This window comes from Nitratireductor mangrovi (assembly GCF_007922615.2).
GTDB classification, from domain to species: domain Bacteria; phylum Pseudomonadota; class Alphaproteobacteria; order Rhizobiales; family Rhizobiaceae; genus Mangrovimarina; species Mangrovimarina mangrovi.
Map to the genome: position 1 here is coordinate 3,298,071 of NZ_CP042301.2, position 26,566 is coordinate 3,324,636.

The 26,566-nt window shown below is 65.7% G+C and carries 30 protein-coding genes, 1 tRNA gene and 1 pseudogene; 18 read left to right on the plus strand and 14 right to left on the minus strand.

Annotated features, from left to right (window positions below; translation table 11 throughout):
- Positions 1 to 5 precede the first annotated feature (5 nt).
- Both grxC and FQ775_RS16015 read right to left on the minus strand, forming a co-directional pair.
- Positions 6 to 272 (minus strand): glutaredoxin 3, encoded by a 267-nt coding sequence (gene grxC, locus FQ775_RS16010; protein ID WP_146300160.1) that lies wholly within the window; start codon positions 270 to 272, stop codon positions 6 to 8.
- 23 nt (positions 273 to 295) lie between these two features.
- A complete protein-coding gene (locus FQ775_RS16015; protein ID WP_146301979.1) occupies positions 296 to 1,048 on the minus strand; it encodes a ComF family protein in 753 nt (250 codons plus the stop codon).
- Between the two features lie 139 nt (positions 1,049 to 1,187).
- Here FQ775_RS16015 and FQ775_RS16020 point away from each other — a divergent pair, with 139 nt between their 5' ends.
- The 3 genes from FQ775_RS16020 (at position 1,188) to FQ775_RS16030 (ending at position 4,842) form a co-directional block, all read left to right on the plus strand.
- Positions 1,188 to 2,054, plus strand: coding sequence for a methyltransferase domain-containing protein (locus tag FQ775_RS16020; protein WP_146300161.1), 867 nt, complete (start codon positions 1,188 to 1,190; stop codon positions 2,052 to 2,054).
- A 93-nt stretch (positions 2,055 to 2,147) separates the two neighbouring features.
- The gene (locus FQ775_RS16025; protein ID WP_146300162.1) at positions 2,148 to 3,557 is read left to right on the plus strand and encodes an oligosaccharide flippase family protein; all 1,410 of its coding nucleotides are present in this window, start codon (positions 2,148 to 2,150) and stop codon (positions 3,555 to 3,557) included.
- 1 nt (position 3,558) lies between these two features.
- Entirely contained in the window at positions 3,559 to 4,842 is a 1,284-nt protein-coding gene (locus FQ775_RS16030) for a GNAT family N-acetyltransferase (protein ID WP_146300163.1), read from the plus strand.
- A 38-nt stretch (positions 4,843 to 4,880) separates the two neighbouring features.
- Here the strand turns inward: FQ775_RS16030 and FQ775_RS16035 are convergent, their stop codons facing one another.
- Both FQ775_RS16035 and FQ775_RS16040 read right to left on the minus strand, forming a co-directional pair.
- Entirely contained in the window at positions 4,881 to 6,515 is a 1,635-nt protein-coding gene (locus FQ775_RS16035) for an AMP-binding protein (protein WP_146300164.1), read from the minus strand.
- A gap of 34 nt (positions 6,516 to 6,549) precedes the next feature.
- Positions 6,550 to 6,634, minus strand: a tRNA-Leu gene (locus FQ775_RS16040).
- 148 nt (positions 6,635 to 6,782) lie between these two features.
- Between FQ775_RS16040 and FQ775_RS16045 the strand changes: the two genes are divergently transcribed.
- Complete coding sequence (locus FQ775_RS16045; protein WP_146300165.1) at positions 6,783 to 7,364, plus strand: YqaA family protein; 582 nt, start codon at positions 6,783 to 6,785, stop codon at positions 7,362 to 7,364.
- A 79-nt stretch (positions 7,365 to 7,443) separates the two neighbouring features.
- Positions 7,444 to 7,899, plus strand: coding sequence for a disulfide bond formation protein B (locus FQ775_RS16050; RefSeq protein WP_246730384.1), 456 nt, complete (start codon positions 7,444 to 7,446; stop codon positions 7,897 to 7,899).
- Between the two features lie 15 nt (positions 7,900 to 7,914).
- On the opposite strand, the gene FQ775_RS16055 is transcribed toward FQ775_RS16050, so the two are convergent.
- Both FQ775_RS16055 and FQ775_RS16060 read right to left on the minus strand, forming a co-directional pair.
- Entirely contained in the window at positions 7,915 to 8,472 is a 558-nt protein-coding gene (locus FQ775_RS16055; RefSeq protein WP_146300167.1) for an HNH endonuclease, read from the minus strand.
- Positions 8,473 to 8,588: 116 nt separating this feature from the next.
- Positions 8,589 to 9,257: a DNA-3-methyladenine glycosylase family protein gene (locus tag FQ775_RS16060; RefSeq protein WP_146300168.1), complete on the minus strand. Its 669-nt coding sequence runs from the start codon at positions 9,255 to 9,257 to the stop codon at positions 8,589 to 8,591.
- A 70-nt stretch (positions 9,258 to 9,327) separates the two neighbouring features.
- On the opposite strand from FQ775_RS16060, the gene gluQRS reads away from it, so the two are divergent.
- A complete protein-coding gene (gene gluQRS / locus FQ775_RS16065) occupies positions 9,328 to 10,251 on the plus strand; it encodes a tRNA glutamyl-Q(34) synthetase GluQRS (protein WP_146300169.1) in 924 nt (307 codons plus the stop codon).
- Here the strand turns inward: gluQRS and FQ775_RS16070 are convergent.
- Positions 10,226 to 10,513 (minus strand): hypothetical protein, encoded by a 288-nt coding sequence (locus FQ775_RS16070; protein WP_146300170.1) that lies wholly within the window; start codon positions 10,511 to 10,513, stop codon positions 10,226 to 10,228. The genes gluQRS and FQ775_RS16070 overlap by 26 nt on opposite strands.
- Before the next feature lie 138 nt (positions 10,514 to 10,651).
- Here FQ775_RS16070 and FQ775_RS16075 point away from each other — a divergent pair, with 138 nt between their 5' ends.
- Complete coding sequence (locus FQ775_RS16075) at positions 10,652 to 11,542, plus strand: DMT family transporter (RefSeq protein ID WP_146300171.1); 891 nt, start codon at positions 10,652 to 10,654, stop codon at positions 11,540 to 11,542.
- On the opposite strand, the gene FQ775_RS16080 is transcribed toward FQ775_RS16075, so the two are convergent.
- On the minus strand, positions 11,509 to 12,360 hold the full coding sequence (locus FQ775_RS16080) for a YihY/virulence factor BrkB family protein (RefSeq protein ID WP_146300172.1): 852 nt from the start codon (positions 12,358 to 12,360) through the stop codon (positions 11,509 to 11,511). The genes FQ775_RS16075 and FQ775_RS16080 overlap by 34 nt on opposite strands.
- 92 nt (positions 12,361 to 12,452) lie before the next feature.
- Here FQ775_RS16080 and FQ775_RS16085 point away from each other — a divergent pair.
- The 7 genes and pseudogenes from FQ775_RS16085 to FQ775_RS16115 all read left to right on the plus strand — a co-directional run bounded on the left by FQ775_RS16085 (position 12,453) and on the right by FQ775_RS16115 (position 17,717).
- Positions 12,453 to 13,104, plus strand: a pseudogene (locus FQ775_RS16085) (SDR family NAD(P)-dependent oxidoreductase).
- A 48-nt stretch (positions 13,105 to 13,152) separates the two neighbouring features.
- Positions 13,153 to 13,350 carry a twin transmembrane helix small protein gene (locus FQ775_RS16090; protein WP_146300173.1) on the plus strand — a complete coding sequence of 66 codons (198 nt, stop codon included), beginning with the start codon at positions 13,153 to 13,155 and terminating at the stop codon, positions 13,348 to 13,350.
- A 14-nt stretch (positions 13,351 to 13,364) separates the two neighbouring features.
- Positions 13,365 to 13,931: a cob(I)yrinic acid a,c-diamide adenosyltransferase gene (locus FQ775_RS16095; RefSeq protein ID WP_146300174.1), complete on the plus strand. Its 567-nt coding sequence runs from the start codon at positions 13,365 to 13,367 to the stop codon at positions 13,929 to 13,931.
- Between the two features lie 19 nt (positions 13,932 to 13,950).
- A complete protein-coding gene (locus FQ775_RS16100; protein ID WP_146300175.1) occupies positions 13,951 to 14,721 on the plus strand; it encodes a rhomboid family intramembrane serine protease in 771 nt (256 codons plus the stop codon).
- A 167-nt stretch (positions 14,722 to 14,888) separates the two neighbouring features.
- Positions 14,889 to 15,638 (plus strand): electron transfer flavoprotein subunit beta/FixA family protein, encoded by a 750-nt coding sequence (locus tag FQ775_RS16105; RefSeq protein ID WP_146300176.1) that lies wholly within the window; start codon positions 14,889 to 14,891, stop codon positions 15,636 to 15,638.
- A gap of 155 nt (positions 15,639 to 15,793) precedes the next feature.
- Entirely contained in the window at positions 15,794 to 16,723 is a 930-nt protein-coding gene (locus tag FQ775_RS16110; RefSeq protein WP_167813013.1) for an electron transfer flavoprotein subunit alpha/FixB family protein, read from the plus strand.
- 118 nt (positions 16,724 to 16,841) lie between these two features.
- Positions 16,842 to 17,717: a 3-hydroxybutyryl-CoA dehydrogenase gene (locus FQ775_RS16115; protein ID WP_146301620.1), complete on the plus strand. Its 876-nt coding sequence runs from the start codon at positions 16,842 to 16,844 to the stop codon at positions 17,715 to 17,717.
- 93 nt (positions 17,718 to 17,810) lie between these two features.
- On the opposite strand, the gene FQ775_RS16120 is transcribed toward FQ775_RS16115, so the two are convergent.
- The 6 genes from FQ775_RS16120 to FQ775_RS16145 all read right to left on the minus strand — a co-directional run bounded on the left by FQ775_RS16120 (position 17,811) and on the right by FQ775_RS16145 (position 23,065).
- Positions 17,811 to 18,617, minus strand: a complete 807-nt coding sequence (locus tag FQ775_RS16120) for a GGDEF domain-containing protein (protein ID WP_146301621.1) — start codon at positions 18,615 to 18,617, stop codon at positions 17,811 to 17,813.
- A gap of 124 nt (positions 18,618 to 18,741) precedes the next feature.
- The gene (locus FQ775_RS16125) at positions 18,742 to 19,839 is read right to left on the minus strand and encodes a GGDEF domain-containing protein (RefSeq protein ID WP_146301622.1); all 1,098 of its coding nucleotides are present in this window, start codon (positions 19,837 to 19,839) and stop codon (positions 18,742 to 18,744) included.
- A gap of 237 nt (positions 19,840 to 20,076) precedes the next feature.
- Complete coding sequence (gene pncB, locus FQ775_RS16130; RefSeq protein WP_146301623.1) at positions 20,077 to 21,381, minus strand: nicotinate phosphoribosyltransferase; 1,305 nt, start codon at positions 21,379 to 21,381, stop codon at positions 20,077 to 20,079.
- A 95-nt stretch (positions 21,382 to 21,476) separates the two neighbouring features.
- Positions 21,477 to 21,839: a response regulator gene (locus FQ775_RS16135; protein WP_146301624.1), complete on the minus strand. Its 363-nt coding sequence runs from the start codon at positions 21,837 to 21,839 to the stop codon at positions 21,477 to 21,479.
- 45 nt (positions 21,840 to 21,884) lie between these two features.
- Positions 21,885 to 22,433 (minus strand): hypoxanthine phosphoribosyltransferase, encoded by a 549-nt coding sequence (gene hpt, locus FQ775_RS16140; RefSeq protein WP_146301625.1) that lies wholly within the window; start codon positions 22,431 to 22,433, stop codon positions 21,885 to 21,887.
- Positions 22,433 to 23,065 (minus strand): hypothetical protein, encoded by a 633-nt coding sequence (locus FQ775_RS16145; protein ID WP_146301626.1) that lies wholly within the window; start codon positions 23,063 to 23,065, stop codon positions 22,433 to 22,435. The genes hpt and FQ775_RS16145 overlap by 1 nt, the downstream gene beginning before the upstream one ends.
- 176 nt (positions 23,066 to 23,241) lie before the next feature.
- Between FQ775_RS16145 and ftsE the strand changes: the two genes are divergently transcribed.
- From ftsE to FQ775_RS16165, 4 genes are all read left to right on the plus strand, one after another.
- Positions 23,242 to 23,901, plus strand: coding sequence for a cell division ATP-binding protein FtsE (ftsE, locus tag FQ775_RS16150; protein WP_146301627.1), 660 nt, complete (start codon positions 23,242 to 23,244; stop codon positions 23,899 to 23,901).
- Positions 23,894 to 24,865 (plus strand): cell division protein FtsX, encoded by a 972-nt coding sequence (locus FQ775_RS16155; RefSeq protein WP_146301628.1) that lies wholly within the window; start codon positions 23,894 to 23,896, stop codon positions 24,863 to 24,865. Before ftsE ends, FQ775_RS16155 begins: the two co-directional genes overlap by 8 nt.
- Before the next feature lie 105 nt (positions 24,866 to 24,970).
- A complete protein-coding gene (locus FQ775_RS16160; RefSeq protein ID WP_146301629.1) occupies positions 24,971 to 25,654 on the plus strand; it encodes a YdcF family protein in 684 nt (227 codons plus the stop codon).
- A gap of 83 nt (positions 25,655 to 25,737) precedes the next feature.
- Entirely contained in the window at positions 25,738 to 26,544 is an 807-nt protein-coding gene (locus tag FQ775_RS16165; protein WP_146301630.1) for a lysophospholipid acyltransferase family protein, read from the plus strand.
- The last annotated feature ends 22 nt before the right edge of the window (positions 26,545 to 26,566 follow it).

Below are 26,566 nucleotides of genomic sequence, written 5' to 3' on the forward strand. Positions count from 1 at the left end.
CCACCTCACGCGGCCGCGCCGCCGGCAAGCAGCGCGTCAAGCCGCCCGCTCGCTTCAAGTGCGTGCAACTCGTCGCAACCGCCGACATGAACCTCGCCGACGAAGATCTGCGGGAAGGTGGTGCGTCCGGAACGGGTCATCATTTCGCTGCGCAACTCGGGCGAAAAACTTGCATCGTGTTCCGTGTACGACACGCCCTTGCGGTCGAGCAGCCGCTTGGCAGCCGTGCAATAGCCGCAGAAAGCGCGGGTGTAGATCGTGACGTCCGTCATTCGCCTTTCCTGTCGTTCGGACCCTATATAGGGCCGTCTTCGCCGTCCCGGAAGTCCTCACCGATGACGCGGGCAAAGGTCAGAATGTCGACCTGGGCCGCGCCAGAACGGTTGAGGCAGCGCGCCATCGCCGAGACGGTGGCCCCTGTAGTGTAGACGTCGTCGATCACCAGAACGCGCTTGCCCTTGACCAGCGGGCGCGCGGCGGGCGGAACCCGGAAGGCTCCGCGCACATTGGTTTCGCGTTCGCGCAGGCCGAGCCCGACCTGCTGTCGGGTGCGCCGCGCCCGCACGACAAGCGTCGGCTCGAAGGCGACGCCGGCAAGGCGTGCCACGGTGCGGGCCAGTTCCGCCGCCTGGTTGAAACGCCGGAAGAAGAACCGCCGCCGGTGGAGTGGCACCGGCACGATCATGTCGGCACCGACAAGCACGTCGCCCCCCGCCCGCACCATCCATCGCGCCATCCATGGCGCAAGGTCGGTACGGTCGCGATACTTCAACCCTTGCACCAACCGGCGCGCGACGCCTGAGTAGGCCACGGCAGCGCGGGCGCGGGCAAAGGGCGGCGGCTCGGCGATCGCTCCGGCCGACACCGCACCCTCGCCCATGTTGACGGCGAAGGGCATGCCCAGCACCTCGCAAAAAGGCCGCTCGATCAGCCGCAGGCCGCGCCAGCAGGTGCCGCACAGCGTGCCCGGCTCGCTGACCAGACGGCGGCAGCCTCCGCAGACCGGCGGAAAGAGGACCCTAGCGGCAAAGGCCGAACCGGCCGCCATCGCGCGCTTGATCTCGCCGGCAAGTTGGTTCACCACGCTTTCCCATGGACGGCTGCCCGACCCTAGCAGAAAGGCGTTTCTGCCACCATCTCGTGATGCCTGCCGTAGCGGGCCGGCAGCGCCTGCCGCGCGGTTGACCATGGAACCGGTGTTCGATCCGCAAACGGCACTCGCGCGCAAAAAACGGCTGCTGGCCGGCAGCAGGCCGGTTGCCGCCTTCCTGATGGAGCGCGCAGCGGAGGACCTCGCCGACCGCCTCGCCACGGTGGAGCGGCGTTTCGCCGCCGCCGCCGCGATCCATTGCCTGACACCGCATGCCGCGCTCGCCCTGCGCGGCAGCGGCAAGACGGACAATGTCGTGCGGGTGGAGCCCGACAAGGCCTTCCTCGACGGCGGCGCCGGCTTCGTTTCGGACAATGAGGTCCTGCCGCTCGAACTGCAAAGCATCGACCTCGCAGCATCACTGCTGACCATGCATGAGGTCAACGACCTGCCGGGCTGGTTGATCCAGATTCGCCGGGCGCTGCGCCCCGACGGCCTGTTCCTCGGCGCCATGGCCGGGGGCGGCACGCTGGAGGAACTGCGGCAGTCGCTGCTCGCGGCCGAAACCGAGGTCACGGGCGGCGCCAGCCCGCGCGTCTTTCCCTTTGCCGACGTCCGCGATGCCGGCGGGCTACTGCAACGCGCTGGCTTTGCCCTGCCGGTCGCCGACGCCGACAGCGTGACGGTGCGCTACGACACAATGTTCGACCTGATGCGCGACCTGCGCGAGATGGGCGCTACCAATACGCTTGTCGGCCGTCTGAGACGGCCGACCGCGCGCGCGGTCTTTCTGCGCGCGGCGCAAATCTACGCTGAACGCTATGCCGACAGCGACGGCCGCATCCGCGCCACCTTCTCCTTCATCTGGCTGTCGGGGTGGGCGCCGCACCCCTCCCAGCAACAACCGCTGAAGCCCGGATCGGCCACGATGCGCCTCGAAGACGCCCTGAAGAAGGGCGGATAGCGCTCGCTGCCGACCCGTTTGCCGGGCCCGCCGAACCGTTTCTTAAAGGTTCTCCGCTAAGGGAAAGGACCGACGGAAAGCGGAGAGTATTGCGTGCGATTTTCCGCCGCCACGACTGCGGAACGAATGCTGCCGGAGCGACTTGCGCTTCGCGCACGGCCTCTGCTCGACGCTGTCGACGCGATCCTCTCGGGGTCCGACGATCGCGGCGAGGCCGGCCGCATGTCGGTCATCGCCTTCGCCATCCGCATCATCAACGCCGTCATCGCCTTCGTCAGCCAGGTGCTTCTTGCGCGCTGGATGGGCAGCTTCGAATACGGCATCTTCGTGCTGGTCTGGGTGACCGTGATCATTGTCGGCAACCTGTCCTGCCTCGGCTTCCACACCTCGGTGATCCGCTTCATCCCCGAATACCGGGAGAAGGGACTGCTTGCCGAAATGCGCGGCATGCTGCTCGCGAGCCGCCTGTTCGTGCTGTTCGCGTCGACGCTCGTCGCCGCCATCGGGGCCGCCGGCATCTGGCTGTTCGCGCCGTCGATCGAGAGTTACTACATCGTGCCGTTCTATCTCGGCATCATCTGCCTGCCGATGATCTCGCTTTCGGACGCGCTGCAGGGCATTTCGCGCGCCAATGCCTGGGCGGTGTCGGCGTTGTCGCCGACCTATCTCATCCGCCCGGTGCTGTTGCTTGTCTTCATGGGCGGCGCCCTGCTGGCCGGTTTCCAGCCTTGCGCGGAAACCGCCGTGATCGCGGCGATCCTCGCAACCTACGCCACCACGATCTATCAGCTTGTCTCGGTCACCGGACGCGTCGATCGCAAGACAGAGGACGGCCCCAAGACCTTCCTGATGCGGCAATGGGTGCTGGTCTCGATGCCGATTTTCCTGGTCGAGAGCTTCTTCTTCCTGTTGACCAATGCCGACGTGCTCATGGTCGGCCGCTTCATGGCTCCCGACGACGTCGCCGTCTACTACGCCACCGTGAAGACGCTGGCGCTGGTGCATTTCGTCTATTTCGCGGTCAAGGCCGGCGTCGCCCAGCGTTATGCGCGGCTGACCCATGGCAACGACCCGGCCGCGCTCGACGCCTTCGCCCGCGAGACGGTTTCGTGGACATTCTGGCCATCGCTGGCAATGGCCGTCGTCGTACTCCTGCTCGGCCAGCCCATGCTGCATCTCTTCGGCGCCGAGTTCGTCGCCGGCTACCCGCTGCTTTTCGTGCTGACGGCGGGCGTCGTGGCCCGCGCGGCAGTCGGGCCGGCTGAAAGCCTGCTCACCATGACCGGCAACCAGAACGTCTGCGCCCTCGTCTACGCCCTGGCGTTATCGCTCAATGTCGCGCTCAACGTGATCATGATCCCGCAATACGGGCTCTGGGGCGCGGCGATCGCGACGGCGATCGCGATGAGCTTCGAGGCGGCGGCACTTTCCTTCACCGTATGGCGGCGGCTCGGCATCGCCATGCTGATCGTCGCTCCCCGCACCGCGGTCACCAGAGGCTGAGATGGCTGCTGTCCCCCTGATCGAAGAAACCGCAGGCAGCCCGGCCGGGCCGCTGATCGCAAATCTCGCCGGCGTCGTCGGCGAGGCGCGCGAGCAGCTCGGTACCGAGATCCTGGCTCCGGACCGGCCGCCGCGGCGTCTCGCCATCTACCCGGCCTCGGCCGGCTTCGACCTCGTCGAGGAACTCGACTTCCTGTGCGTGCGCACCGTCGAGCCCAACATCTTCTTCAATCCACGCTTCCTGGCACCGGCGATGCCGAGGCTGGAGGATCGCGAGGTGCGGCTCGCAGTGATCCGCGACGGCGACGAGACCAAGAACCGCTTGCGCCTGCTGGTTCCGTTCTCGGTCGAGAAGCCCGCCGGACCGATCGGCGTGCCGGTGATGCGCACCTGGTCGAGCCCGTTCGGTCCGCTCGGCACGCCGTTGATCGACCGCGACGACCCGGTCGGCGTGATCGAGGACTTCTTCTCGATGCTTTCTCGCCCGCGCCTGAAGCTGCCGAAGGTGCTGGTGCTGCCCGACCTGCGGATGGATGGTCCGGTGGCGCGCCTGATCCGCACCGCCGCGATCGGGCTCGACCTGCCGGTGATCACCACCATGCGCGCGATGCGGCCGTTTCTTGACAGCGACCTCGACGGCGACGCTTACCTGCGCGGCTCGCTGCGTTCGCACCATTTCCGCGAATTCCGCCGCCTGAAGCGACGTCTCGGCGAGCATGGCGAGGTGGCCTACACCATTGCCCGCCAGCCGGACGAGGTTCGTCACGCGCTGGAAGCGTTCCTGGCGCTGGAGGCTTCGGGCTGGAAGGGTCGCGAACGCACCGCCATGGTGATCGACCGTTTCCGCGCCGCCTTCGCGCGCGAGGCCGTGCATCGCCTGGCGCAGCAGGATCTCTGCCGCATCCACACACTCACTCTCGACGGCCGGCCGATCGCCAGCCTGATCGTCTTCATCGAGGCCGGCCAGGCCTATACTTGGAAGACCGCTTACGACGAGAATTTCGCGGGCTATTCGCCGGGCACGCTGCTGATGATCGAGGTCACTCGGACGCATCTGGACGATCCGAATATCGACGCTACCGATTCCTGTGCGGTGCCGGACCATCCCGTGATGAGCCGATTGTGGAGCGAGCGCCGCGAGATGGGCACGCTGATCGTCGGACTGACCCCGGAAAGCGACAAGGCGGCGCGCCAAGCGGCTGGACAGATTCACCTCAACCGCGAGACGCGCAACTTCGCCCGTATCCTGCGCAACCGCATCAAGGGCCTCGTCGGCCGCGGCTGAAATCGCTGACGCGGGGGCGAGAGCGGCGACCCTGCCTGCTAGGCTCCCGCCTCCTCCCGCGCCCGATCGCGGAAGATACGGCGGATCACCTTGCCGGTGGTGGTGAGCGGCATGGAATCGACGAATTCGACCTCGCGCGGATATTCATGGGCGGAAAGCCGTTCGCGCACCCAACCGCTGATTTCGGCCGCCAGCGCGTCGGACCGTTCGAAGCCCTCCTTCAGGACGACATAGGCCTTGACGATCTCCGTCCTCAGCGTGTCCGGCTTGCCGACGGCGGCGGCCAGCGCCACCGCCGGGTGACCGGTGAGGCAGTCCTCGATCTCGGTCGGGCCGATGCGGTAGCCCGCCGAGGTGATGACGTCATCATCGCGGCCGAAGAAATGGAAATAGCCGTCTTTGTCGACCACGCCCTGGTCGCCGGTCAGCATCCAGTCGCCGACAAACTTGCGCGCCGTCGCTTCCGGGTTCTGCCAATATTCCAGGAACATCACCGGATCCGGCCGCCTGACCGCGATCTGCCCCGCTTCGCCGGCCTTATTCGAGCGGCCCTCGGCATCGATCACCGCGACCTCATGGCCCGGAACCGGCCGGCCGATGGCCCCGGCGCGGCTGACCCCGATCGCGGCGCAGGAGGACAGCACCAGATTGCACTCGGTCTGGCCGTAGAACTCGTTGATGGTCAGGCCGAGTTCCTCGCGCGCCCACTCATAGGTCTCGCGGCCGAGCGCCTCGCCACCCGAGCCGATGGTGCGCAGGGCGAGCCTGTGGCGTTCGCAGATGCTGGTGACCGTTTTCATCATCCTGAGCGCCGTCGGCGGGATGAAGGCGTTGCGCACGGCCATGCGGTCCATCAGCGCAAACGCGGCCTCGGGGTCGAACTTTTCGGCGCGTGAGGCAACCACCGGCACGCCAAGCAACAGCCCAGGCAAGAGCACGTTCAGCAGTCCGCCGGCCCAGGCCCAATCCGCCGGTGTCCACAGCCGGTCGCCTTGCCGCGGCAGGAATTCATGCGGCATCTGGACACCGGGAATGTGACCCAGAAGCACCCGGTGACCGTGCAGCGCGCCTTTCGGCGGCCCGGTCGTGCCGGACGTGAAGATCATCATTGCCGGGTCGTCAGGGCCCGTGTCGGCCGCGTCGAACGGCCCGGCATGGTCGGCGACGAGCCTGTCGAATCCGAGCCCGCCGATCGTCTCGCCGTCGGTCACGACGATCTGTTCCAGCAGCGGCAGCCGATCGCGAACTCTGGCAAGCTTGGCGTGGCCGGCAGCATTGGTCACGACCGCCTTCACGCCGGCGGTGAAGAGCCGGTATTCGAGCGCCTCGACCCCAAAAAGCAGCGCCAGCGGGACGGCGATGGCCCCGAGCTTGTAGATGGCGACATGGCTGATTGCTGTCTCGAAGCCCTGCGGCAGGAGCAGCGCGACCCTGTCGCCACGTGTCACGCCATGCGCGGCGAGCGCGTTGGCGAAGGCGTTCGAGCGTGCGGCAAGCTCGCCATAGGTGAGCGCAACGGCCTCGCCCTCGCCGCGATATTCGAACAGCGCCACGCGATCCGGCTCGCGCGCGGCCCACTCGTCGGCGACAGCAACGCCGATATTGAGGCGTTGCGGGATCTGCCAGGCAAAATCGGAAACGAGCCGGTCGTAGCTGTCGCGTCGTTCTAGCATGCGATGCCGACGCTGCCCCCGGTCAGCGAGAAGATGGTGCCCCTGGCCGGGATCGAACCAGCACTCCTTGCGGAACGCGATTTTGAGTCGCGCGCGTCTACCAATTCCGCCACAGGGGCACACCCAACGCCGGCAAGCCGGCGATCGGCTGCGGACTATACGGCGAGCGCCCCCGTCGTCAACTGTCGCGTCCGATCCGCGACGCGATTGGCCGTTGCATCCGGCCGGATTTCCGGCATAGACAGTCCTGCCTCACGGGAACGCGCCATGCTTCGCCGCCTCTACGACTGGACCATGTCGCTCGCCGCGACCCGCCATGCCGAGCGGGCGCTCGCCGGGGTCTCGTTCATCGAAAGCTCGGTGTTCCCGATCCCGCCCGACGTGCTCCTGATCCCCATGGTGCTGGCCGAGCGGGCGAAATGGCTGCGTTACGCGGTGCTGTGCACGATCGCCTCGGTGGCCGGCGCGCTGCTCGGCTACCTGATCGGCGCATTCGTCTTCGATCTGCTTGGCCAGCCGATCCTTGCCTTCTACAACGCCGAGGATTCCTTCGCGAAGGTGCAGAGCTGGTACGACCGCTGGGGCGGCTGGGGCGTGCTCTTCGCCGCCGTGACGCCGTTTCCCTACAAGGTGCTGACCATATTTTCAGGCTTCACAGGCCTCAACGTCGTCACCTTCATCATCGTGTCGATCATCGGCCGCGGCCTGCGCTTCACCATCGTTGCCTGGCTGCTCTACCGCTACGGCGAGCCGATCCGCGCCTTCATCGAGAACAATCTGGGCCTTCTTTTCACCCTTTTCATGGTGCTCCTCGTCGGCGGCTTCGTCGCCGTGAGATATGTATTCTGACCGAGAGGCGCCCGTGACGACCGATCTGCCAAGCGACCGGACGACCCGCGGCGGGCATCTCGCGGCGCCGCTGTTCCTGATGCTGGCGATGGCGGCGGTCGTCGGCGCCGCGCTCGGCTTTGAGCACATCGGCGGCTACATTCCCTGCAAGCTCTGCCTCGAACAGCGCACGCCCTATTATCTCGGCGTGCCGCTGATGGCGCTCGCCGCGCTTTCGGCCTGGTTGCGCTGGCCGGCTGTGCTCACCCGCGCCTTGCTGGCGGCGGGCGGGCTGCTGATGCTCTACGGGCTTTATCTTGGCGTCTTCCACTCCGGCGTCGAATGGGGCTGGTGGGAGGGCCCGGCCGACTGCGGCGTGGTCGAGGCCCCGCCCTCGACCGGCGCCGGCATTCTCGACGCCATCAACACCGTGATCCCGCCTTCCTGCGACAAGGCGGCGCTGCGCATACTTGGCCTCTCCTTTGCCGGCTGGAACGCCGTCGCGAGCCTGGTGCTGGCGGCGGTGGCGCTGGGCGGAGCGGTGCGAAAAGCCTAGCAGGCAGGGGCGGCCTCAGGGCTCCAGTTCGACATCCCAGTAGAGATAGTCCATCCAGCTTTCGTGCAGATAGTTGGGCGGGAACAGCCGCCCGTTATTGTGCAGATCGTGCACCGTCGGCTGGTAGGGCGTCTGCGTCGGCCACATGCGCGCCTGGCTCGGCATCATGCCGCCCTTCCTCAGGTTGCAGGGCGAGCAGGCGGCGACGACGTTCTCCCACGTGGTGGCTCCGCCGCAGCGGCGCGGCACGACGTGGTCGAAGGTGAGATCCTCGCGCGCGCCGCAATACTGGCACTGGAAACGATCGCGCAGGAAAACGTTGAACCGGGTAAAGGCCGGGTGGCGCGACGGCTTCACATAGGCCTTCAGGCACACCACGCTGGGCACGCGCATCGAAAAGGACGGCGAGGAGACGGCGTGTTCGTATTCGGCGACGATGTTCACGCGATCGAGGAACACCGCCTTGATGGCATCCTGCCAGGACCACAGCGACAGCGGAAAGTAGCTGAGGGGGCGGTAGTCGGCGTTGAGCACGAGTGCCGGAAGACTGTCCGGCGACACCGAAATCGTCACGTCCGTCGACTCCTTTCCTGGGGACCTGAACGGCGCGGATAATCTAAGCGACAGATGTCAGGAATGTGAAGCGGCGATTGCGGCGCTTCTGTTGCAGGAAAGCCGCAGCAAAGCCGCTATTTTTCAGCCAATTGCACGTCGGCGGCGGCAGGAACCGCCTCGCGGCCCTTCAATTCGCGGTAATAGGCCCAGAACAGCCGCGCCGCCACGCCACGCCGCGGACGCCATGATTCGGCGATGCCGGAGAGCTGCTTTTCGCCCGGTCGGGGCGCGATTCCGAGCGCGTGGCCGACCGCGGTCTGCAGCGCGACGTCCCGCGCCGGAAAGATGTCCGGGTGGCCGTCGGCAAACAGGAGATAACACTCCGCCGTCCACGGGCCGATGCCATGGATCGAGGTCATCCGGGTGATCGCCTCGCCGGCGGACAGCCGGCAAACTTCGTCGAGATCGATCTGCCCGGCGAGGAACGCCTCGGCCACCGCGCGCACCGTCTTCTGCTTCGGGCGCGAGAGGCCGGCCTCGCGGAAAACCTCGTCGCCGGCGGTGGCAATCCCGTGCGGCGAAATCGGTGCGACCAGCCGCGCCAGCCTGCCGGATATGGCCTCGGCACTGGCGCGCGAGACCTGCTGCGAGATGATGATTGAAACCAGGCTGGCAAAGCCTGGCGGCACCCGGCGCAACGGCACCTCGCCGGCCCGGGCGCGGATGGCGGCCAGTCGCGGATCGGCGCGGCAGAGCGCGTCGAGGCCCGCCATGACGTCCGCGACCGTGTCGATCTTGCGCATGGCCTTCCCCTTCCGCCGGCGGCAAGGTAGCAAGCGCCATGAACGCGGTCCAACTGGCGCGGCAAGGCTCATGACAGTTCCGGTCTTCCGCTTCGCACCGAGCCCCAACGGCGAACTGCATCTCGGCCACGCGCTCTCGGCGCTGGTGAACGCACAGCTTTGCCGAGACGCGGGCGGCCGCATGCTGCTCAGGATCGAGGATATCGACACCGAACGCTGCCGGCCCGAATTCGAGCACGGGATCCTGGCCGATCTCGCCTGGCTCGGCTTCGAATGGGAAGCGCCGGTGCGGCGCCAGTCGGAGCATTTCGCCGACTACGGCGCCGCGCTCGACCGTCTGATCGAGGCGGAACTCGTCTACCCCGCGTTCATGAGCCGCGGCGAGACCCGCGCTTTCGTCGCCGACCGCGAGGAGGCGGGCCGGCCATGGCCGCGCGACCCCGACGGCGCGCCGGTCTATCCAGATCAGGACCGCCAGCTTTCGTCACGCGAACGCCGTACACGCATCGCCGAGGGCGCCCCTTTTTCGTGGCGGCTCGACATGGAGGCGGCACTCGAGCGGCTGGCCGCGCCGCTCTTCTGGGAAGAGGACGGCGCCGGACCGGGCGGCGAGATCGGGCGCATTGCCGCCGACCCACGCGCCTGGGGCGATGTGATCCTCGCCCGCCGCGACACGCCTGCGAGCTACAATCTCTGCGTTGTCATCGATGATGCGATCCAGGGCATCACCCATGTCGTTCGGGGCCGCGACCTCTATTACGCGACAGCCGTCCACCGGCTGCTGCAGGAATTGCTCGGCCTGCCGGTACCGGCCTACTTTCACCACGACCTCGTGCTCGACCGCGACGGCCGCAAGCTGTCGAAGAGCCGCGGCGACACTGCCCTGAGGGCGTTGCGCGAAGCGGGCGCGACGCCTGGCGACGTCAGGAGGATGATCGGCCTGAAAGCGGGCTTTGGCGCGGCCGGGCTCACACCCGGCGTATCACCGCCTTGAACAGGAGCAGCACCATCAGAAGGATGAAGGCGCCGACCAGTCCGGCAAGGATCGCCTCCTGCACCTCGCGCAGGCTGATGCCGTAGGCGTTGAGCGCGTAGATCGACCCGAAGAAGCCGCTGGTCACAATCGCCATCGTGCCGAACGGGCCGAAACCGTCACGGCCGATAATGACGTTGAGCCCCAGGGAAAAGATGAACGACAGGATGCAGACCGTGGCGACGGCCATGAACAGCCAACCGAAACCGAGATTCCAGATCATGATCCCACCTCCGTTTCATGCGCACCCCGCCTGGCTCGGCGGAAATCCGCTTCTGGAACCTATCCGACAAAGCTTTCCTTTTGCTTATTGCGCAGCCTTCGCCTCCCGGCAGACCATCCCGAGACCAACGGACGGACAATGAAGCTTTCCAACCTGGCTCCGGCGCTCTTCGTTCTCCTGTGGGCTACCGGCTTCATCGGCGCCCGCTACGCGATGCCGTGGTCGGAACCGTTCGGCTTCCTGTCGGTGCGCTCGGTGATCGCGTTCCTGATCCTCGCCGCCATCCTGCCGGTCGCGGCCTCGCGCCGGCCGATTAGCCGCAACGAGGCAATACACGCCATGATCGCCGGCATCCTCATGCACGGCACCTATCTCGGAGGTGTGTTCTGGGCGATCAAGAACGGGCTTCCGGCCGGGCTTTCGGCTCTGATCGTCGGCCTGCAGCCGCTGATTACGGCGATGATGGCCGGGCTGTTCCTGGGCGAACGCATCCTGCCGCGCCACTGGGTCGGGCTCGTGGTCGGGTTCGCCGGCGTTGCGATCGTGCTGGCGCCAAAGCTCGGCGACATGGGCGGCGGCGTCACCGCGGCCACTCTGGGTGCCGCGGTGATCGCGGTCACGGGCATGGCCGCCGGGACGATCTGGCAGAAGCGCTTCGTGTCGGGTGTCGACCTCGTGCGCGGCGCAATCTACCAATATCTCGGCGCCGGCATCTTCACCGGCGTCATCGCCCTCGCCTTCGAGACCGGCACCTTCACCGTCACCGGCGAGCTTGTCTTCGCCTTTGCCTGGCTGGTGCTGGTGCTGTCGATCGGCGCGATCTTCTTGCTCATGTACCTGATCAGACAGGGCGAGGTCTCCAAGGTCGCCTCGCTCTTCTACCTGGTGCCCGCTGTCACGGCCGTGCTCGCCTGGCTGCTGTTCGGCGAGGAATTGTCGTTGGTCCAGATCGGCGGCATGGCGGTCGCCACCCTCGGCGTCGGCCTCGCCACGGCTCAGCCGCGAATGCGCGCACGTGCCTCGCGGTAGCGCCGGATCGCCGCGTTGAACTCGCCGCCCATGATGAAGATGATGGAGACGATGTAGAGGAAAATCACCGCGATCATGATCGAGGCCAGCCCGGCATAGGTCGAGACATAGGTGGAAAAACGCTCCAGATAGGCCGCAAACAGCGTCGAACCGGCGAGCCAGCCGGCAAGCGTAAGGATGATGCCGGGAATGACGTCGACGAATTTGCGCTTCCCGGCGGGCAGCCAGAAATGCACGGCGATCAACCCGACGACGAGGACCGAGGACGCAATCACATAGCGCCACAGCGTGATCGTTCCCATATACGGCCCGAGCCACACGAACTGCCGTTCGGCGATGCGGGCCGCCAGCGGCGCTAGCACCAGAAGCACGCTGATCGCCAGAAAACCCATCGTCGCGATGAAGACGAAGGCGAAACTCTGCAACCGCCGGTAGATGAAGGAGCGGGTTTCGGTCACACGGTAGGCGCGATTGAGCGACACCCTCAGCGCCTCGATGCCGTTCGACGCAAACAACGCCGCCGCAATGACGCTGACCGTCAGGAAGTCGCCGCGCTGGATGGTCAGCACGTTGAAGACCTCGCGCGCAATCGGCTCGGCGATCTCCTGCGGCCAGGTATCGAAGACCAGGTGGACAGCGGTATCGGCAAAAGCGTTGGCACCGAGGAAGCTCGCCAGCGCCGTCGCGAAGATCAGGAACGGGAACAGCGCCATCAGCGCCGACAACGCCAGGTGGCTCGCCATCGACCACCCGTCGTCGGCGTCGAAATGGCCAAGCGCGTCGTTCATGATGCGCCGGGCCGCGACGATCCTCCGCATCCTGCCTTCCCGCGATTGTTTCCTCATGTCGAATATGTGAAGCCATCGGCGCCATTGGCAAGCCGTGAATCGCCGTAAGGAGGCGCGACGACATGGATCGACAACGCACCATCATCGTCACGGGCGCCTCGTCGGGCATCGGAGCGCATTGTGCCAGGGCACTTCACGCGCGCGGCTGGCGGGTGGTCGCGACCGCCCGCAACGACGCCGACATCACGGCGCTGCAGGCGGCCGGAATGACCGCCGTCCGCATGGATTACCGCGAGCCCGATTCGATCTCGGCCCTCGTGGAAACGGCAATGGCGCGGGGCGACGGCCGGATCGACGCCCTCTTCAACAATGGCGCCCATGCCCAGCCCGGCGCGGTCGAGGATCTGCCGGTCGAGGCGCTGCGCGATCAGTTCGAGGTCAACCTGTTTGGCTGGCATGACCTCACGCGCAAGATCGTGCCGGTCATGCGGCGGCAGCGCGCCGGCCGCATTGTTCATTGCTCGTCGATCCTCGGGCTGGGCGTCAAGCCACCGCGACGCCTATGAGGCGCAACTGGCGCGCCTTCGCGCCGGCGGCACCCGTTCGCGCTTCAAGCTGGGACCGGAAGCGGTGATGAAGGTGCTGGAGCATGCGCTCGAAAGCCGGCACCCGCGCCCGCACTACCCGGTCACCGTTCCAGCGAAGACCGGCCTCCTGTTGAAAAGGCTGCTGCCGGCACCATTGTTCTACAAGATGCTGACAAGTCAGGCGTGACGGCTTAGACCGGTCCGCTACCGCCCGCCCAATTCGGGAGAATCCGCCATGTCGACCGTGTTCAACGTGCTTGCCGTGCTTTTCATGGTCGCGGTCGCGATCGTTCTGGTGCGCGGGCTTGTCAACATGATGCGCGGCGGCTCCGCCAACACCTCCAACAAGCTGATGCAGGCACGTGTGTTTCTCCAGTTCGTCGCGTTGCTCTTCATCATGCTGGCGCTCTATCTTTCCCGCGGCGGCAGCTGATTCCCGGAGGCGGCTTGGTCAAGCTCAACAAGATCTACACCCGCACCGGCGACGACGGCACCACCGGCCTGGTGACCGGCGAACGGCGGCCGAAGGCGGATCTGCGCGTCGAAGCCTTCGGCACCGTGGATGAAACCAATTCCTGCATCGGGTTGGCCCGGCTTCACACGGAAGGCGAGATCGACGACATCCTGGCGCGGGTCCAGAACGATCTGTTCGATCTCGGCGCCGACCTCGCGACGCCACCCTCCGACAAGCCGATGAAATTCGAGCCGCTGCGCATCGCTGCCGCGCAGGTCGTCCGCGTCGAGGCCGAGATCGACCGGCTCAACGCCGCGCTGGAGCCTTTGCGCTCCTTCGTGCTGCCGGGTGGCTCCCCGGCCGCCGCCAGCCTCCACCTCGCCCGCACAGTTGCCCGCCGCGCCGAGCGCCAGATGGTGGCGCTGGCCGCCAGTGAGAGCGTGAGTGCCGACGCTCTGCGCTATATCAACCGGGTCTCCGACCTGCTCTTTGTCGCCTCGCGCGCCGTCAATGACAATGGCGCGAGCGACGTGCTATGGGTGCCGGGCGCTAATCGCTGACTTGAGGGGGCTGGCGGCCATGTTCATTCCACTGCATGACGCCAACAGCCTCAAGCACATCAAGCTGCAATATGTCACGATCGGCCTGATCGCCGCTAATGTGCTGATCTTCTTTCTCACCGCTCTTTCCGCCGACAGCACGTTGCAGGCCGCCGTCTACGGCCTTGGCTACGTGCCGGCGGTCGTCAACGATCTCGTAGAATTGCCGCCGCAATTCGTCATCCTGCCGGAGAACTTCACCTACATCACCTATGCCTTCCTGCATGGCGACATTTTCCATGTCGGCGGCAACATGCTGTTCCTGTGGGTGTTTGGCGACAATGTCGAGGATGCGCTTGGCCATTTCCGCTACCTGATCTTCTACCTGATCTGCGCGGCCGCCGGAGCCTGGCTGCACGGCGCCATGGCGCCCGGATCGGAGGCGCCGCTGATCGGCGCGTCGGGCGCGGTGGCCGGTATCGTCGCTGCTTATCTCATGCTGCACCCGCGCGTGAAGGTGTGGGTGCTCGCCTTTGGCCGCATCCCGCTCAGAATTCCCGCCTTCATCCCGCTGGCGCTATGGATCGTCTTCCAGCTGGCGATGCTCGGCCTGGCGCCCGAAGACCAGATTTCATGGGCGGCTCATGTCGGTGGCATCGTCGCCGGCGCGGTGCTCGTGCTGGTACTGCGCCGCCGCGGCGTGCCTCTGTTCGACCGCTCGATCGTCACCCCGGAGGCCGTTGAGGTGGAAGCGGGGCCGGCGACCGCAAGTCCGGCCGAAACCGGGAGACCCCGCTGGGGCAGGCAATGAGCTCCGGTTGACGTAAACGTCAATCGGAACTATTCCCGCCACCCATCCGGCATCCGCCGCTTCCAGGATCGATTTTCCGTCCGAATGTCGGCTTCGGACTAGCCGCGACGGTGGCGCAGGTGCTAAAGGCCGCGACAAATTTCTGTCCAGAGAGAGGTTGAGAGCGCATGAAAGTCCTCGTTCCTGTTAAGCGGGTGATCGATGCGAATGTGAAGCCGCGGGTGAAGGCCGACGGCTCGGGCGTCGAATTGGCGAATGTGAAGATGTCGATGAACCCGTTCGACGAGATTTCGGTCGAGGAAGCGATCCGTCTCAAGGAGGCCGGCAAGGTCGAGGAGATCGTGGCGGTTTCGATCGGCCCGCAGCAGGCTCAGGAGACGATCCGCACCGCGCTTGCCATGGGCGCCGACCGCGGCATCCTAGTCAAGACCGACGACGCGGTCGAACCGCTGGCGGTGGCCAAGATCCTGAAGGGCATCGTGGACGAGGAAAAGCCCGAACTGGTGATCCTCGGCAAGCAGGCGATCGACGACGACTCCAACCAGACCGGACAGATGCTGGCCGCGCTTCTGGGTTGGGCGCAGGGCACGTTCGCCTCCAAGGTCGAGCTTGACGGCGGCAAGGCGAAGGTGACGCGCGAGGTCGACGGTGGCCTGCAGACGGTGGAACTGACGCTGCCGGCGGTGGTGACCACGGACCTGCGTCTGAACCAGCCGCGCTACGCCTCGCTGCCCAACATCATGAAGGCCAAGAAGAAGCCGCTCGACGAGAAGGCGCCCGGCGATTACGGCGTCGACACCGCGCCGCGGCTGAAGATTCTCAAGACCGAGGAGCCGGGCGGCCGCAAGGCGGGCGTGAAGGTCAAGGACGTGGCCGAGCTGGTCGACAAGCTCAAGAACGAAGCCGGCGTGCTCTGAGGAATTCCGCCGGCCTGCAAGCGGCCGGCTTTTGCGCTTCCGGAGGTCGCGTACCAGGGTACGCCCCGCTCCGGGTCTCGAATCCAGCCGCTTTCGGCACGATCTGACCGGGGTTCCGGCGTCCGGTGCCAGAGCGGCAAGCAAGGGAAAAGACCATGGCCACATTGCTGATTGCCGAACACGACAACGAAACCCTTTCCGACCAGACCGCCAAGGCGCTGTCGGCCGCGGCCGGGCTCGGCGGTGACGTCGACATTCTGGTCGCCGGCAAGGGCGCCAAGGGCGTCGCCGACGCCGCCGCAAAGCTCGCCGGCGTGCGCAAGGTGCTGCTGGCCGAGGCCGACGCGCTCGACCAGCGCCTGGCCGAGCCGCTGGCCGCGCTGATCGTGTCGCTTGCCGACGGCTACGACGCGCTGGTGGCGCCTGCCACGACCATGGGCAAGAACGTGATGCCGCGCGCGGCCGCGCTGCTCGACGTCATGCAGATCTCCGACATCATCGAGGTCGTCGACGCCAAGACCTTCAAGCGGCCGATCTATGCCGGCAACGCCATCCAGACAGTCGAGGCGAGCGACGCCAGGAAGGTGATCACGGTACGCACCGCCGCCTTCCAGGCGGCGGGCGAAGGCGGCTCGGCGTCGGTCGAGACCGTCGCCGCGGCCGATGATCTGGGCGTGTCGAGCTTCGTGGAGAACAAGCTGTCGGAAAGCGACCGCCCGGAGCTGACCTCGGCCAAGATCATCATCTCGGGCGGCCGTGCGCTCGGTTCGTCGGAAAAGTTCCAGGAGGTCATCCTTCCGGTCGCCGACAAGCTGGGCGCGGCCGTCGGCGCCAGCCGCGCCGCGGTCGATGCCGGCTATGCGCCCAACGACTGGCAGGTCGGCCAGACCGGCAAGGTCGTCGCGCCCGACCTCTATATCGCCTGCGGCATTTCCGGCGCCATCCAGCACCTGGCCGGCATGAAGGATTCCAAGGTCATCGTCGCCATCAACAAGGACGAGGAAGCGCCCATCTTCCAGGTTGCCGACTACGGCCTCGTCGCCGACCTCTTCCAGGCCCTGCCGGAACTCGAAAAGGCGCTCTGAGACCCAAAACCGCAGCGCCAGCCAACGCCAAAAGCCGGGGTGGACGAAAGTCGCCCCGGCTTCTATTTTTCGCGACTGCACAATTCGGGCGCAACCGCTTTCCACGGGATCACCACCAATGACAATCCAGACCGTCGGCATCATCGGCGCGGGCCAGATGGGAGGCGGCATAGCGCATGTCTGCGCGCTCGCCGGCTACAAGGTCTTCCTGCACGACATCTCGCCGGACAGGATCGAGACCGGCATCGCCACAATCAACGGCAACATGGCGCGGCAGGTGACCTCGGGCAAGCTGGGCGAAAAGGAGCGCTCGGACGCGATGGGTCGGATTGCCGGCGCCGAAACGCTCGCCGATCTCGCGACCTGCGATCTGGTCATCGAGGCCGCGACCGAGGACGAGACCGTCAAGCGCAAGATTTTCGCGCAGCTCTGCCCGACCCTCAATCCGGAAGCGATGCTCGCCACCAACACGTCCTCGATCTCGATCACGCGGCTTGCCGCGCAGACCGACCGGCCGGAGCGCTTCATCGGAATCCACTTCATGAATCCGGTGCCGGTGATGAAGCTGGTTGAGGTGGTGCGCGGCATTGCCACAGAGGATGTGACCTTCGAGGCCGCCAAGGCCTTCGTGACCAGGCTCGACAAGACCATCACCGTGGCGGAGGATTTCCCCGCCTTCATCGTCAACCGCATCCTGCTGCCGATGATCAACGAGGCGATCTACACGCTCTATGAGGGCGTCGGCTCGGTCGAAGCGATCGACACTGCCATGAAGCTCGGCGCCAACCATCCGATGGGCCCGCTTCAGCTCGCCGACTTCATCGGCCTCGATACCTGCCTGTCGATCATGCAGGTGCTTTACGACGGGTTGGCAGATTCCAAGTATCGCCCTTGCCCGTTGCTGGTGAAATATGTCGAGGCCGGCTGGCTTGGTCGCAAGGCGGGCCGCGGTTTCTACGACTATCGCGGCGAGCACCCGGTTCCCACGCGCTGATCCCGGGGCGCGAACGTCGAAGGGCGGCGGAAACCAGAGGTTCCGCCGCCCTTTTGCGTAACTGGTGCCGGCATCGCGCGGCTTCGGCGAACGCTAATGCAGCGCGGTCAGGTCGTGCGCATCATAGGCCTGGACATGCGTCAGCTCGATGCGATTGCGGCCGCCATGCTTGGCCTGATAGAGGCGGCGGTCGGCTATGCGGTAGAGTTCGACGAAGCCGAGCTGGTCCTCGAAGCTGACACCGCCGACGCTGACCGTCAGCCGGTGCGGCTTGCCCATCGGACGGAAGCTGAGCTCGGAGATGCTGCGCCGGATCCGTTCGGCAACACCCACTGCGTTCTCCTGCGAGGCGCCGGGCAGAAAGACGCCGAACTCCTCGCCGCCGAGACGACCGACCAGATCGCCCTTGCGCACCTGGCCACGGATCGCGCTGGCGATCACGCGTAACGCCTCGTCGCCGAGGTCGTGGCCGAAGGTATCGTTGATCGACTTGAAATGGTCCGCATCGATGATCAGCAGCGCGCCCTTGATGCGGCGGTTGCTGCGGCCGTCGTCGGAAAGCCGCGCGTCGACCCGGTCGGAGAACGCACCCCGGTTGAGGCACGACGTCAGGCTGTCGGTCGAAGCGACGACGCCGAGCCGCTGGTTGGCGAGCGCCAGCTCGCGCAGCTTGAAGACCAGGAAGAGCAGGATCGGCCCTCCCAGCACCAGCGACAGCACGGCTGCCGCCGGCAGTCCCTTGCGGAATTCCTCGCTGCCCAGCCCGGCAAGCGCCATGGCGTGGTAGCCTGCCGACACCATCAGGCACCACACGGTGCCGGCAAGTGTCCAGCGGAAGAGCCGTGACTCCTTGAGCCACGGCCAGTTGATAGCAAAACGCTGCCCGAGATCGTCGGCCATCGACGCAACCCCCTCATCAATCGTGAGCAAAGGGTAATCGTGGCCCGTGAAGACACGGTTAGAGATTTCCGCCGGATTCTCATCACGGCGGTGACCGACTGTTTACGAAGGATGTCTTGGCCGGTCAGTCGCGGCTGTAGATGCGCCAGCCCTTGGCCGACTTCATGTCCGGAAGCTCTGAAAACCGCGTGCACCGGTTACGGCCATTGGCCTTGGAGACATAGAGCGCGCGGTCGGCCTTGACGTAGAGGTCGTCGGCGCTGTCGGCGTGGGCGGCCATGCAGATGCCGGCCGAGACAGTGATCGAACCGCTGGACAGCCCGGTACCATTGCTGGTGGCAGCGAGTTTCTCGACCGTCTTGCGAACGGTTTCGGCAAGGTCGTGCGCCGCCTCTTCGGTGGTCTCCTCGATAATGATGGCGAATTCCTCGCCGCCGGTGCGCGCGACAAAGACCTCGTCCGGCACCGCCGACTGCACGATGCCGGCAACACGCTGGATGATCTTGTCGCCGACGGGGTGGCCGAAGCGATCGTTGATCTGCTTGAAACGGTCGATGTCGACGATGACCAGGCTGGTGTACATGACCTTCTTGCGATCGTCGTAGACGCACGCCATGACCTTGTCGAAGGCGCGGCGGTTGTAGAGCTGGGTCAGCGGATCGGTGTCGGCGAGCTTCTTGTATTCCTCGAGCTTGGTCTTGACTTCCTCGAGTTCGGCCGACTTGTCCGCGATCGAGGTAACGAACTGCTTGCCCTGTTCGATCTTGGAATCGGTCGCCGCCGACATGATGGTGGAGATGCGCTGCAAGATCTCTTGCGTCACCAGGTTGCGCTGGCGCAAACCGTCCGAGGTCTGGTTGAGGATCGAGCCGTAGCGCTCGAGCTGGACCCGTTCCTTCTCGAACAGAACCATCACCTCCTCGACCTTGCCGGCAATCTGGTCGCGGATGCCCTCGACGAAGACCTGGTTGCTCGCCTGTACGAAATATTTGATGCTCAGCCGGTCGAGATCCTCCTGGCGCGGCCGGTTGCCGAGCGTACCGAGTTCGGCGTTGAGATCGGGATTGGTTCCCGCGAACACCTCGTAGAAGATTTCATAGTTTCGCGGCAACCCGGCCACTCCCATCGCGCGCATCGCCAGCGCGATCTTGGTGGCAATGTCGGACCCGGGACCCGTCGGCGCGCCGCCTTGCCCTGATGTGCTCGAAACCTGAATGTTCATGCGATCCCAACCCTCACGAGCCACGCGCGACCGTGCGTGCCAGACCATGTCTGGCACGGCAAGTCCCGGCCTGAATCCGGCCGGACATGACGGCTCTCGGCGAATGCCCCACGCATCTCGTCCCCCTGACCTGAGGCGAGCGTAAGGGAAGGCAGCTAATTCTCCGTTAAACCGGACCTTTTGGTCAGAAAACCAATCGTCGTCGCCGGGACAGACGCCGCAGGCGGTCGAACCGCGTCAGACCTTGACCGGCTTGGCGATGCGCCCCGTCGCGCCGAACAGCTCGAGATAACGCCTTATCTCGGCGGCATCGCCCGTTGCCTTTTGCGGGTTGTCGGAAAGCTTGACCGCCGGCCGGCCATTAGCCTCGCTGACCTTGCACACGATCGAAATAGCGTTGAGGCTGTCGATCTCGCGCGGCGCGCAGCCTTCGAAATCATTGGTCAGATTGGTGCCCCAGCCGAACGCCATGCGCACCCGGCCACGGAAATGATGGTAGGCGGCCTCGATCGTGTCGACGTCGAGCCCGTCGGAGAAGATCAGCAGCTTGTCGCGCGGATCGCGGCCGCGCTCCTTCCACCAGGAAATGATCTTCTCGCCGCCCTCGATCGCCGGCGCGCTGTCCGGCCTGAAGCCGGTCCAGTCCGCGACCCAGTCCGGGGCTCCGCGGAGGAAGGAATCGGTGCCGAACGTGTCCGGCAGCACGATGAGCAAATTGCCGCCGTAATAAATGTTCCAGTCCTGGAGCACCTGGTAGGGCGCGGTCAGCAGCTCGTTGTCGTCGCGGGCAAGGGCCGCCAGCACCATCGGCAGCTCATGCGCATTGGTGCCCAACGCCTCCAGGTCGGTATCCATGGCGAGCTTGACGTTACTGGTGCCACTGAGCGAATCGCCCAACCCCTCCTTCAGCGCCTCCACGCACCAGCGTTGCCACAGGAAGGAATGGCGTCGGCGCGTACCGAAATCCGAAATCCGCACATCCGGCAGTGCGCGCAACCGCTCGACCTTGGACCACACCTTGGCCTTGGCGCGCGCGTAAAGCACGTCGAGGGCGAACGGCCCCATCTCCCTAAGCGTGGCGCGCGAGCGCAATTCGTTGATGATGGCGAGCGCCGGGATTTCCCACATGCTGGTTTCCTTCCAGCGGCCGGGGAAGCGCAGTTCGAACTGCCCATCGCGGCGGGTCAACTCGTATTCGGGCAACTGGAATTCTTCCAGCCAGGCCAGGAAGTCGGGCCGGAAAATCTGCTTGCTGCCGTAAAACGTGTTGCCGGCCAACCAGATCATCTCCTTCTTGGAGAATCTCAGCGTGCGCGCATGGTCGAGCTGCTCGCGCAACTCTCCGATGTCGATCTCGTCGGCGAGGCGAACCGATTTCGTGCGGTTGATCAGCGAGAAGGTGGCATTGACGTCCGGGTAGAGACCCCAGATCATCTGCAGCATCAGAAGCTTGTAGAAATCCGTGTCGAGCAGGCTGCGGATGATCGGATCGAGCTTCCACGTGTGGTCATAGACACGCTTGGCAATATCGGTCTTGGTCATCTCCGCCCTTCCGTGACGTTGTCGGCCCGCCGGCAGCGCCGGTCTAGGACGAATTGCCACAAGCGGCAAGGCACGGCGCGCGGCGGAGGCAGGGCTCAGGCGAGATGCTCGCGCACCTTTTCCCTGATCTGCGTGAGCGTGAAGGGCTTCTGCACGACATCGACGATGACCCCGTCAAGTTCGGCAGCGCGTTCACGCTGTTCGGCATAGCCGGTGACAAGCATGATCCTCAGCGACGGGAAAGCCGTCACCGCCGCCTGCGCCATGGCGATGCCGTCCATGCCAGGCATGCGGATGTCGGAAACGACGAGGTCGTAGCCGCCCGACGCCGCGCGAATGAGGTCAAGGCCGATTTCGCCATCCTCGGCCGTGTCGACGGAATGGCCGTCGCGCTCCAGCGCCCGGGCGGCGAGGGAGCGGACGGGCTCGTCATCTTCCACGATCAGGATTCTGGCCATGCCGGGAAACTGCACCTGAAAGCTTTCGGTTCCCTGAACCGGTGGTTACTCCGCAGCATCACCCTTGACCACCCCGACGAAGGGCAATTCGCGAAAGGCGTGCGCGACATCCATGCCATAGCCGACGACGAAATAGTCCGGGCATTCGAAGCCGACAAAGTCGGCGTCTACCGATGTCTGGCGGCGCGTGCGCTTGTCGAGCAGCACGGCGATCGACACGCTGCGCGCACCCCGCGACAGCATCAGTTCGCGGGTGAACTTCAGCGTCTTGCCGGATTCCAAGATGTCGTCAATCAGGAGGATGTCGCGGCCGGCGACATCGTTGTCGATGTCGCGCAGCACCTTGACCTCGCCGCTCACTGTGCCGGTCCCGTAGCTGGAGATGAAGATGAACTCGACTTCGGGCGACGCGCCGGCGTCATGCATGGCGCGGATCAGGTCGGCCGCGAAGATGAACGATCCCTTGAGGATCGAGACCACGAGCAGATCGTGGTAGTCGCGCGAGGCGATCTCCTTCGCCAGTTCGAGGTTGCGCCGCGCAATCGTCGACGCGCTGAACAGAACCTCGATTTCCTTGCCGCGAACAACCGGCATCAACTGTCTCCCTTGAGCACGGACACGGACACTCCGGCGACACCGCCGGAGGGCGCGACAACCCTGCTGGAGAATGGAAACAACTCGCCCGCCCCGATTCTCGCCCCGCCGGGATCGAGTATGTAGCGGGTCGCGCCGCCGTCGTCACCCCTGACATCGATGGCAAGCCGGGGCGCGCGTTGCGGCGCCGCAGCGCCATGGGCGACCTTGCCGTCGACCAGTACAAGTGATCCTGCGCCCGCGTCCTCGACCCGCGAGGTGAGCTCGACGATGCGCATCTCGACCGCCGGTGCCGGCGCTGCGAAGATCGCGTCGGAAAGCGTGTGGCCGCCGGCGATCCAGAATGCCGCCAGCGCCAGCGTACAGCCGCCTGCCCAGAACAGCGGCCCGCCACGTCGGCCGGCCGGAGTGGCCACGGGTGCGCCCCGCTTCAGGCTTTGCATGCCGGTCAGATCCGCGGCCCGCGCGGCCGCACGCGGCGGCTCAACGCTTGCTTCGCCGGCGGGCGAGGCCGGGATCGTGACATATTCAGCGTCGACGACGTCGTCACCGCTCGCCGCGGCGCGGCGCTGCTCAGGCCTGTCTGTCATGATTTCGCCCGAGACCGGACGGACCTTGCGCGCGTCGATCATCGGAGGGTGCGATCCTTTTGCAAATCCCTTACACCGGGTAAATGGAAATGGTTAATGATTTGCTGCGCCGGCACCCGAGAAGGACCCTGGTGGAGCAAGCTTAACCGGCCATTAACCATGCAAAGGGATGGTCCGCCGCGCCGGACCCGCCAACCAATCCAGGACCGCCGATCAAAGTGATCCGTTTCGAAAATGTTGGTCTTCGCTACGGCATGGGGCCGGAGATTCTGCGCGACATCTCCTTCCAGATCCCGGCGGGTTCGTTCCAGTTCCTGAGCGGGCCTTCAGGCGCAGGCAAGACGACACTGCTGAGGCTGCTCTTCCTGTCCCTGGCGCCGACACGCGGCCTCATCACCATCTTCGGCAAGGACCGCGCGCTGATCGGGCGCCGCGAACTGCCGCATATCAGGCGCAAGATCGGCGTCGTGTTCCAGGATTTCCGCCTGCTTGAACACATGACAACGTATGAGAACGTCGCGCTGCCGCTGCGTGTGCGTGGGCGCGACGAGGCGAGCTACCGGGGCGACGTGACCGAACTCCTGAAATGGGTCGGGCTCGGTGAACGGCTCAATGCGCACCCGCCGGTGCTGTCCGGCGGCGAGAAGCAGCGCGCCGCGATCGCGCGCGCTCTGATCGAGCAACCCGACATCCTCCTGGCCGACGAGCCCACCGGCAATGTCGATCCGCCGCTGGCGCGACGGCTGCTGAGGCTCTTCATCGAGCTCAACCGGTCGGGCACCGCCGTGCTGATCGCCACCCACGATCTGAACCTGATGGATCAGGTCGACGCGCGGCGCCTGGTTTTGGCGGACGGAAGGCTGACGGTCCATGACTGACGCCTCCCTCGAAGCCGCTCCGGCCGGCGGCAAGGCGACACCGCGGCGGCGTCTGGCACCGATCGTCCCGGGCCAGTCCGTCGCCGGCACCGCGCTGATCGCGGTGATCGCCATCATGACCTTCCTGTCCTGTCTCACCGTCGGCGCCGTCACCCTGGTTCGAGACACCGCCAGCGCCTGGCAGACGCAGATCGCGCGTGAGGCGACCATCCAGATCCGGCCCCGCGACGGGCTCGACATGGAGGCCGCCCTTGCCGCCGCCAAGGCTGTCGCGGAAACCTTCGACGGCGTCACCGAGGTGCGCATCGTCGACCGTGACGCAACCGCGAGGCTGCTGGAGCCGTGGCTGGGGACCGGTCTCGACCTCGACGAGCTGCCGGTGCCGCGGCTGGTGATCGTCACCATCGACGAAAGCGCCCCACCGGACTTTGCCGCCTTGCGCGCCGCCGTCGCAACCGACGTGCCGGGAGCAAGTCTCGACGACCACCGCAACTGGGTCGACCGCCTCGTCTCCATGGCGCGCACCACGGTGACCCTCGGCATCGCGGTGCTGATCCTGATGCTGTCCGCGACGGTGCTGACGGTGGTCTTCGCGACACGCGGCGCCATGGCCGGCAACGGCCACGTCATCGAGGTGCTGCATTATGTCGGCGCCGAGGCGCGGTTCATCGCCTCGCAGTTCCGCCGCCACTTCCTCTATACCGGCATCAAGGGCGCTGCGGCCGGCGGGCTTGCCGCCATTGTCGTGTTCATCGTTTTCGGCTGGTGGTCGGCCCGCAATTTCGCCACCCCCGAAGCCGACCAGGCAACGGCCCTGTTCGGCAACTTCGCCATCGGTTCGACAGGTTATGCCGGGGTCGGCGTCGTCGTGGCCGTCGTCGCCGTCCTCACCGCGGCGACGTCGCATGTGACGGTCGTCACCCATCTCCAGGGCGTCGATGTCGGCACGACGGACCATATTTGAGGGCTGCACGACACGGTTCTCAGGTCGCAACACGATGAAACGAAATGTGTCGACTGCCGCCCGGGGTACCTATCCCGCGCCGCAATTCAAGGTTATGCAAGCTGAATGACGGTTCGGGGCGAGGAAGCTGACAGCGGCGATCGTGCCGCCTCCGGGACGCGCAGGCGCGTCCTGCGAGCCTTGCGCGCCGCCGTGCTCGCGGCCGGCATCGGCGCTGCCGCCTTCGTCGCCGGTTTCGGCTGGTTCGCCAACGAAGTCAGCCTGATGAAGACGCCTGCCGACCCGCCGGGCGCCGACGCGATCGTCGTTTTGACCGGCGGTCACTTTCGCCTCAATGCCGCCGTCGACCTGCTCAGGGCCGGCAAGGGCAAACGGCTGCTGATCAGCGGCGTCAACCCGGTGGCGCGGGCCGGCGATTTGCAGCAGGCCACCGGTGCCGAGGCGGCGCTGTTTTCGTGTTGCGTGGACATCGACAGGGTGGCGCTCGACACGATCGGCAATGCCGCCGAAAGCGCCAAATGGGTGCGCGCGAACGCCTACGAAAAGATCATCGTCGTCACCAACAACTACCATATGCCGCGCAGCCTGCTGGAGATGCGCCGACTGCTCGCCGGCACGGCGCTGCTGCCCTACCCGGTCGTCAGCAGCAACCTCGAGGAAGGCGGCTGGCTCGCCAAGCCCGACGCGCTGCGGGTGCTGTTCACCGAATATCTCAAATATCTCGGTGCAGTGGCCCGCGGCGCACTGCCTGACGACGACGCAGGCGCCAAGGTGCTTGCACGGGGCTGAGCCGCCCAGGAAATGAGCGGTTTTCCTGACGCGGCGCCGGTGCTACCTACGGGCTCTCCCTCGCGACCACCGGGCAAGGCTTCATGATTCTGGTTCGTTCGCTGGCGTTCAATGTCGCCTTCTATGCCAGCCTGATCGTCCAGATGATCTTCTGGACGCCGTTCTATTTCCTCGCGCCGCGTCACCTCGCCTGGTTCGTACCGAAATTCTGGTCGCGGTCCAGCATGTGGCTCTACCGCGTGATGACCGGCACGAAGAGCGAGATCACCGGGCTTGAAAACCTTCCCGAGGGCTCTTTCATCCTGGCTCCCAAGCACCAGTCGTTCTGGGACACGATCGCCTTTTTCCCGTTTCTTGACGACCCGCTCTACATCCTCAAGCGCGAGCTGACCTGGATCCCCTTCTTCGGCTGGTATATCATGAAGATGCGCATGATCCCGGTCGATCGCGGCAGCCGTTCCAAGGCGCTTAAGTCGGTCATCAAGCTCACGCGTGCGGAACTCGACCGCAACCCGCGCCAGCTGATCATCTATCCCGAGGGCACCCGACGGGCGCCGGGCGACGACCCGAACTACAAATGGGGCATCGTCGAACTTTATTCCGAACTCGATCTGCCCGTCGTTCCCGTCGCCCATGTCGCCGGGCTCTACTGGCCACGGCGCAAGTTCCTGCGCTTCCCGGGCACGATCAAGGCGCGTTTCCTGCCACCGATCCTGCCGGGGCTCGAAAAGGAGGAGTTCATGCGCCGGCTGGTTGCCGAAACCGAAGCTGCGGTCGACGCACTGCTTGTCGACGCGGCAACGTCGGCCGATGCGCCGCCACTGCCGGAGACCGCCCGCAGGCGCCTCGGCAAGCTCGGGGTCGATGTCGGCGACACGGTCAGCGTCTGACCGACGATTGACCCAAGGAGGG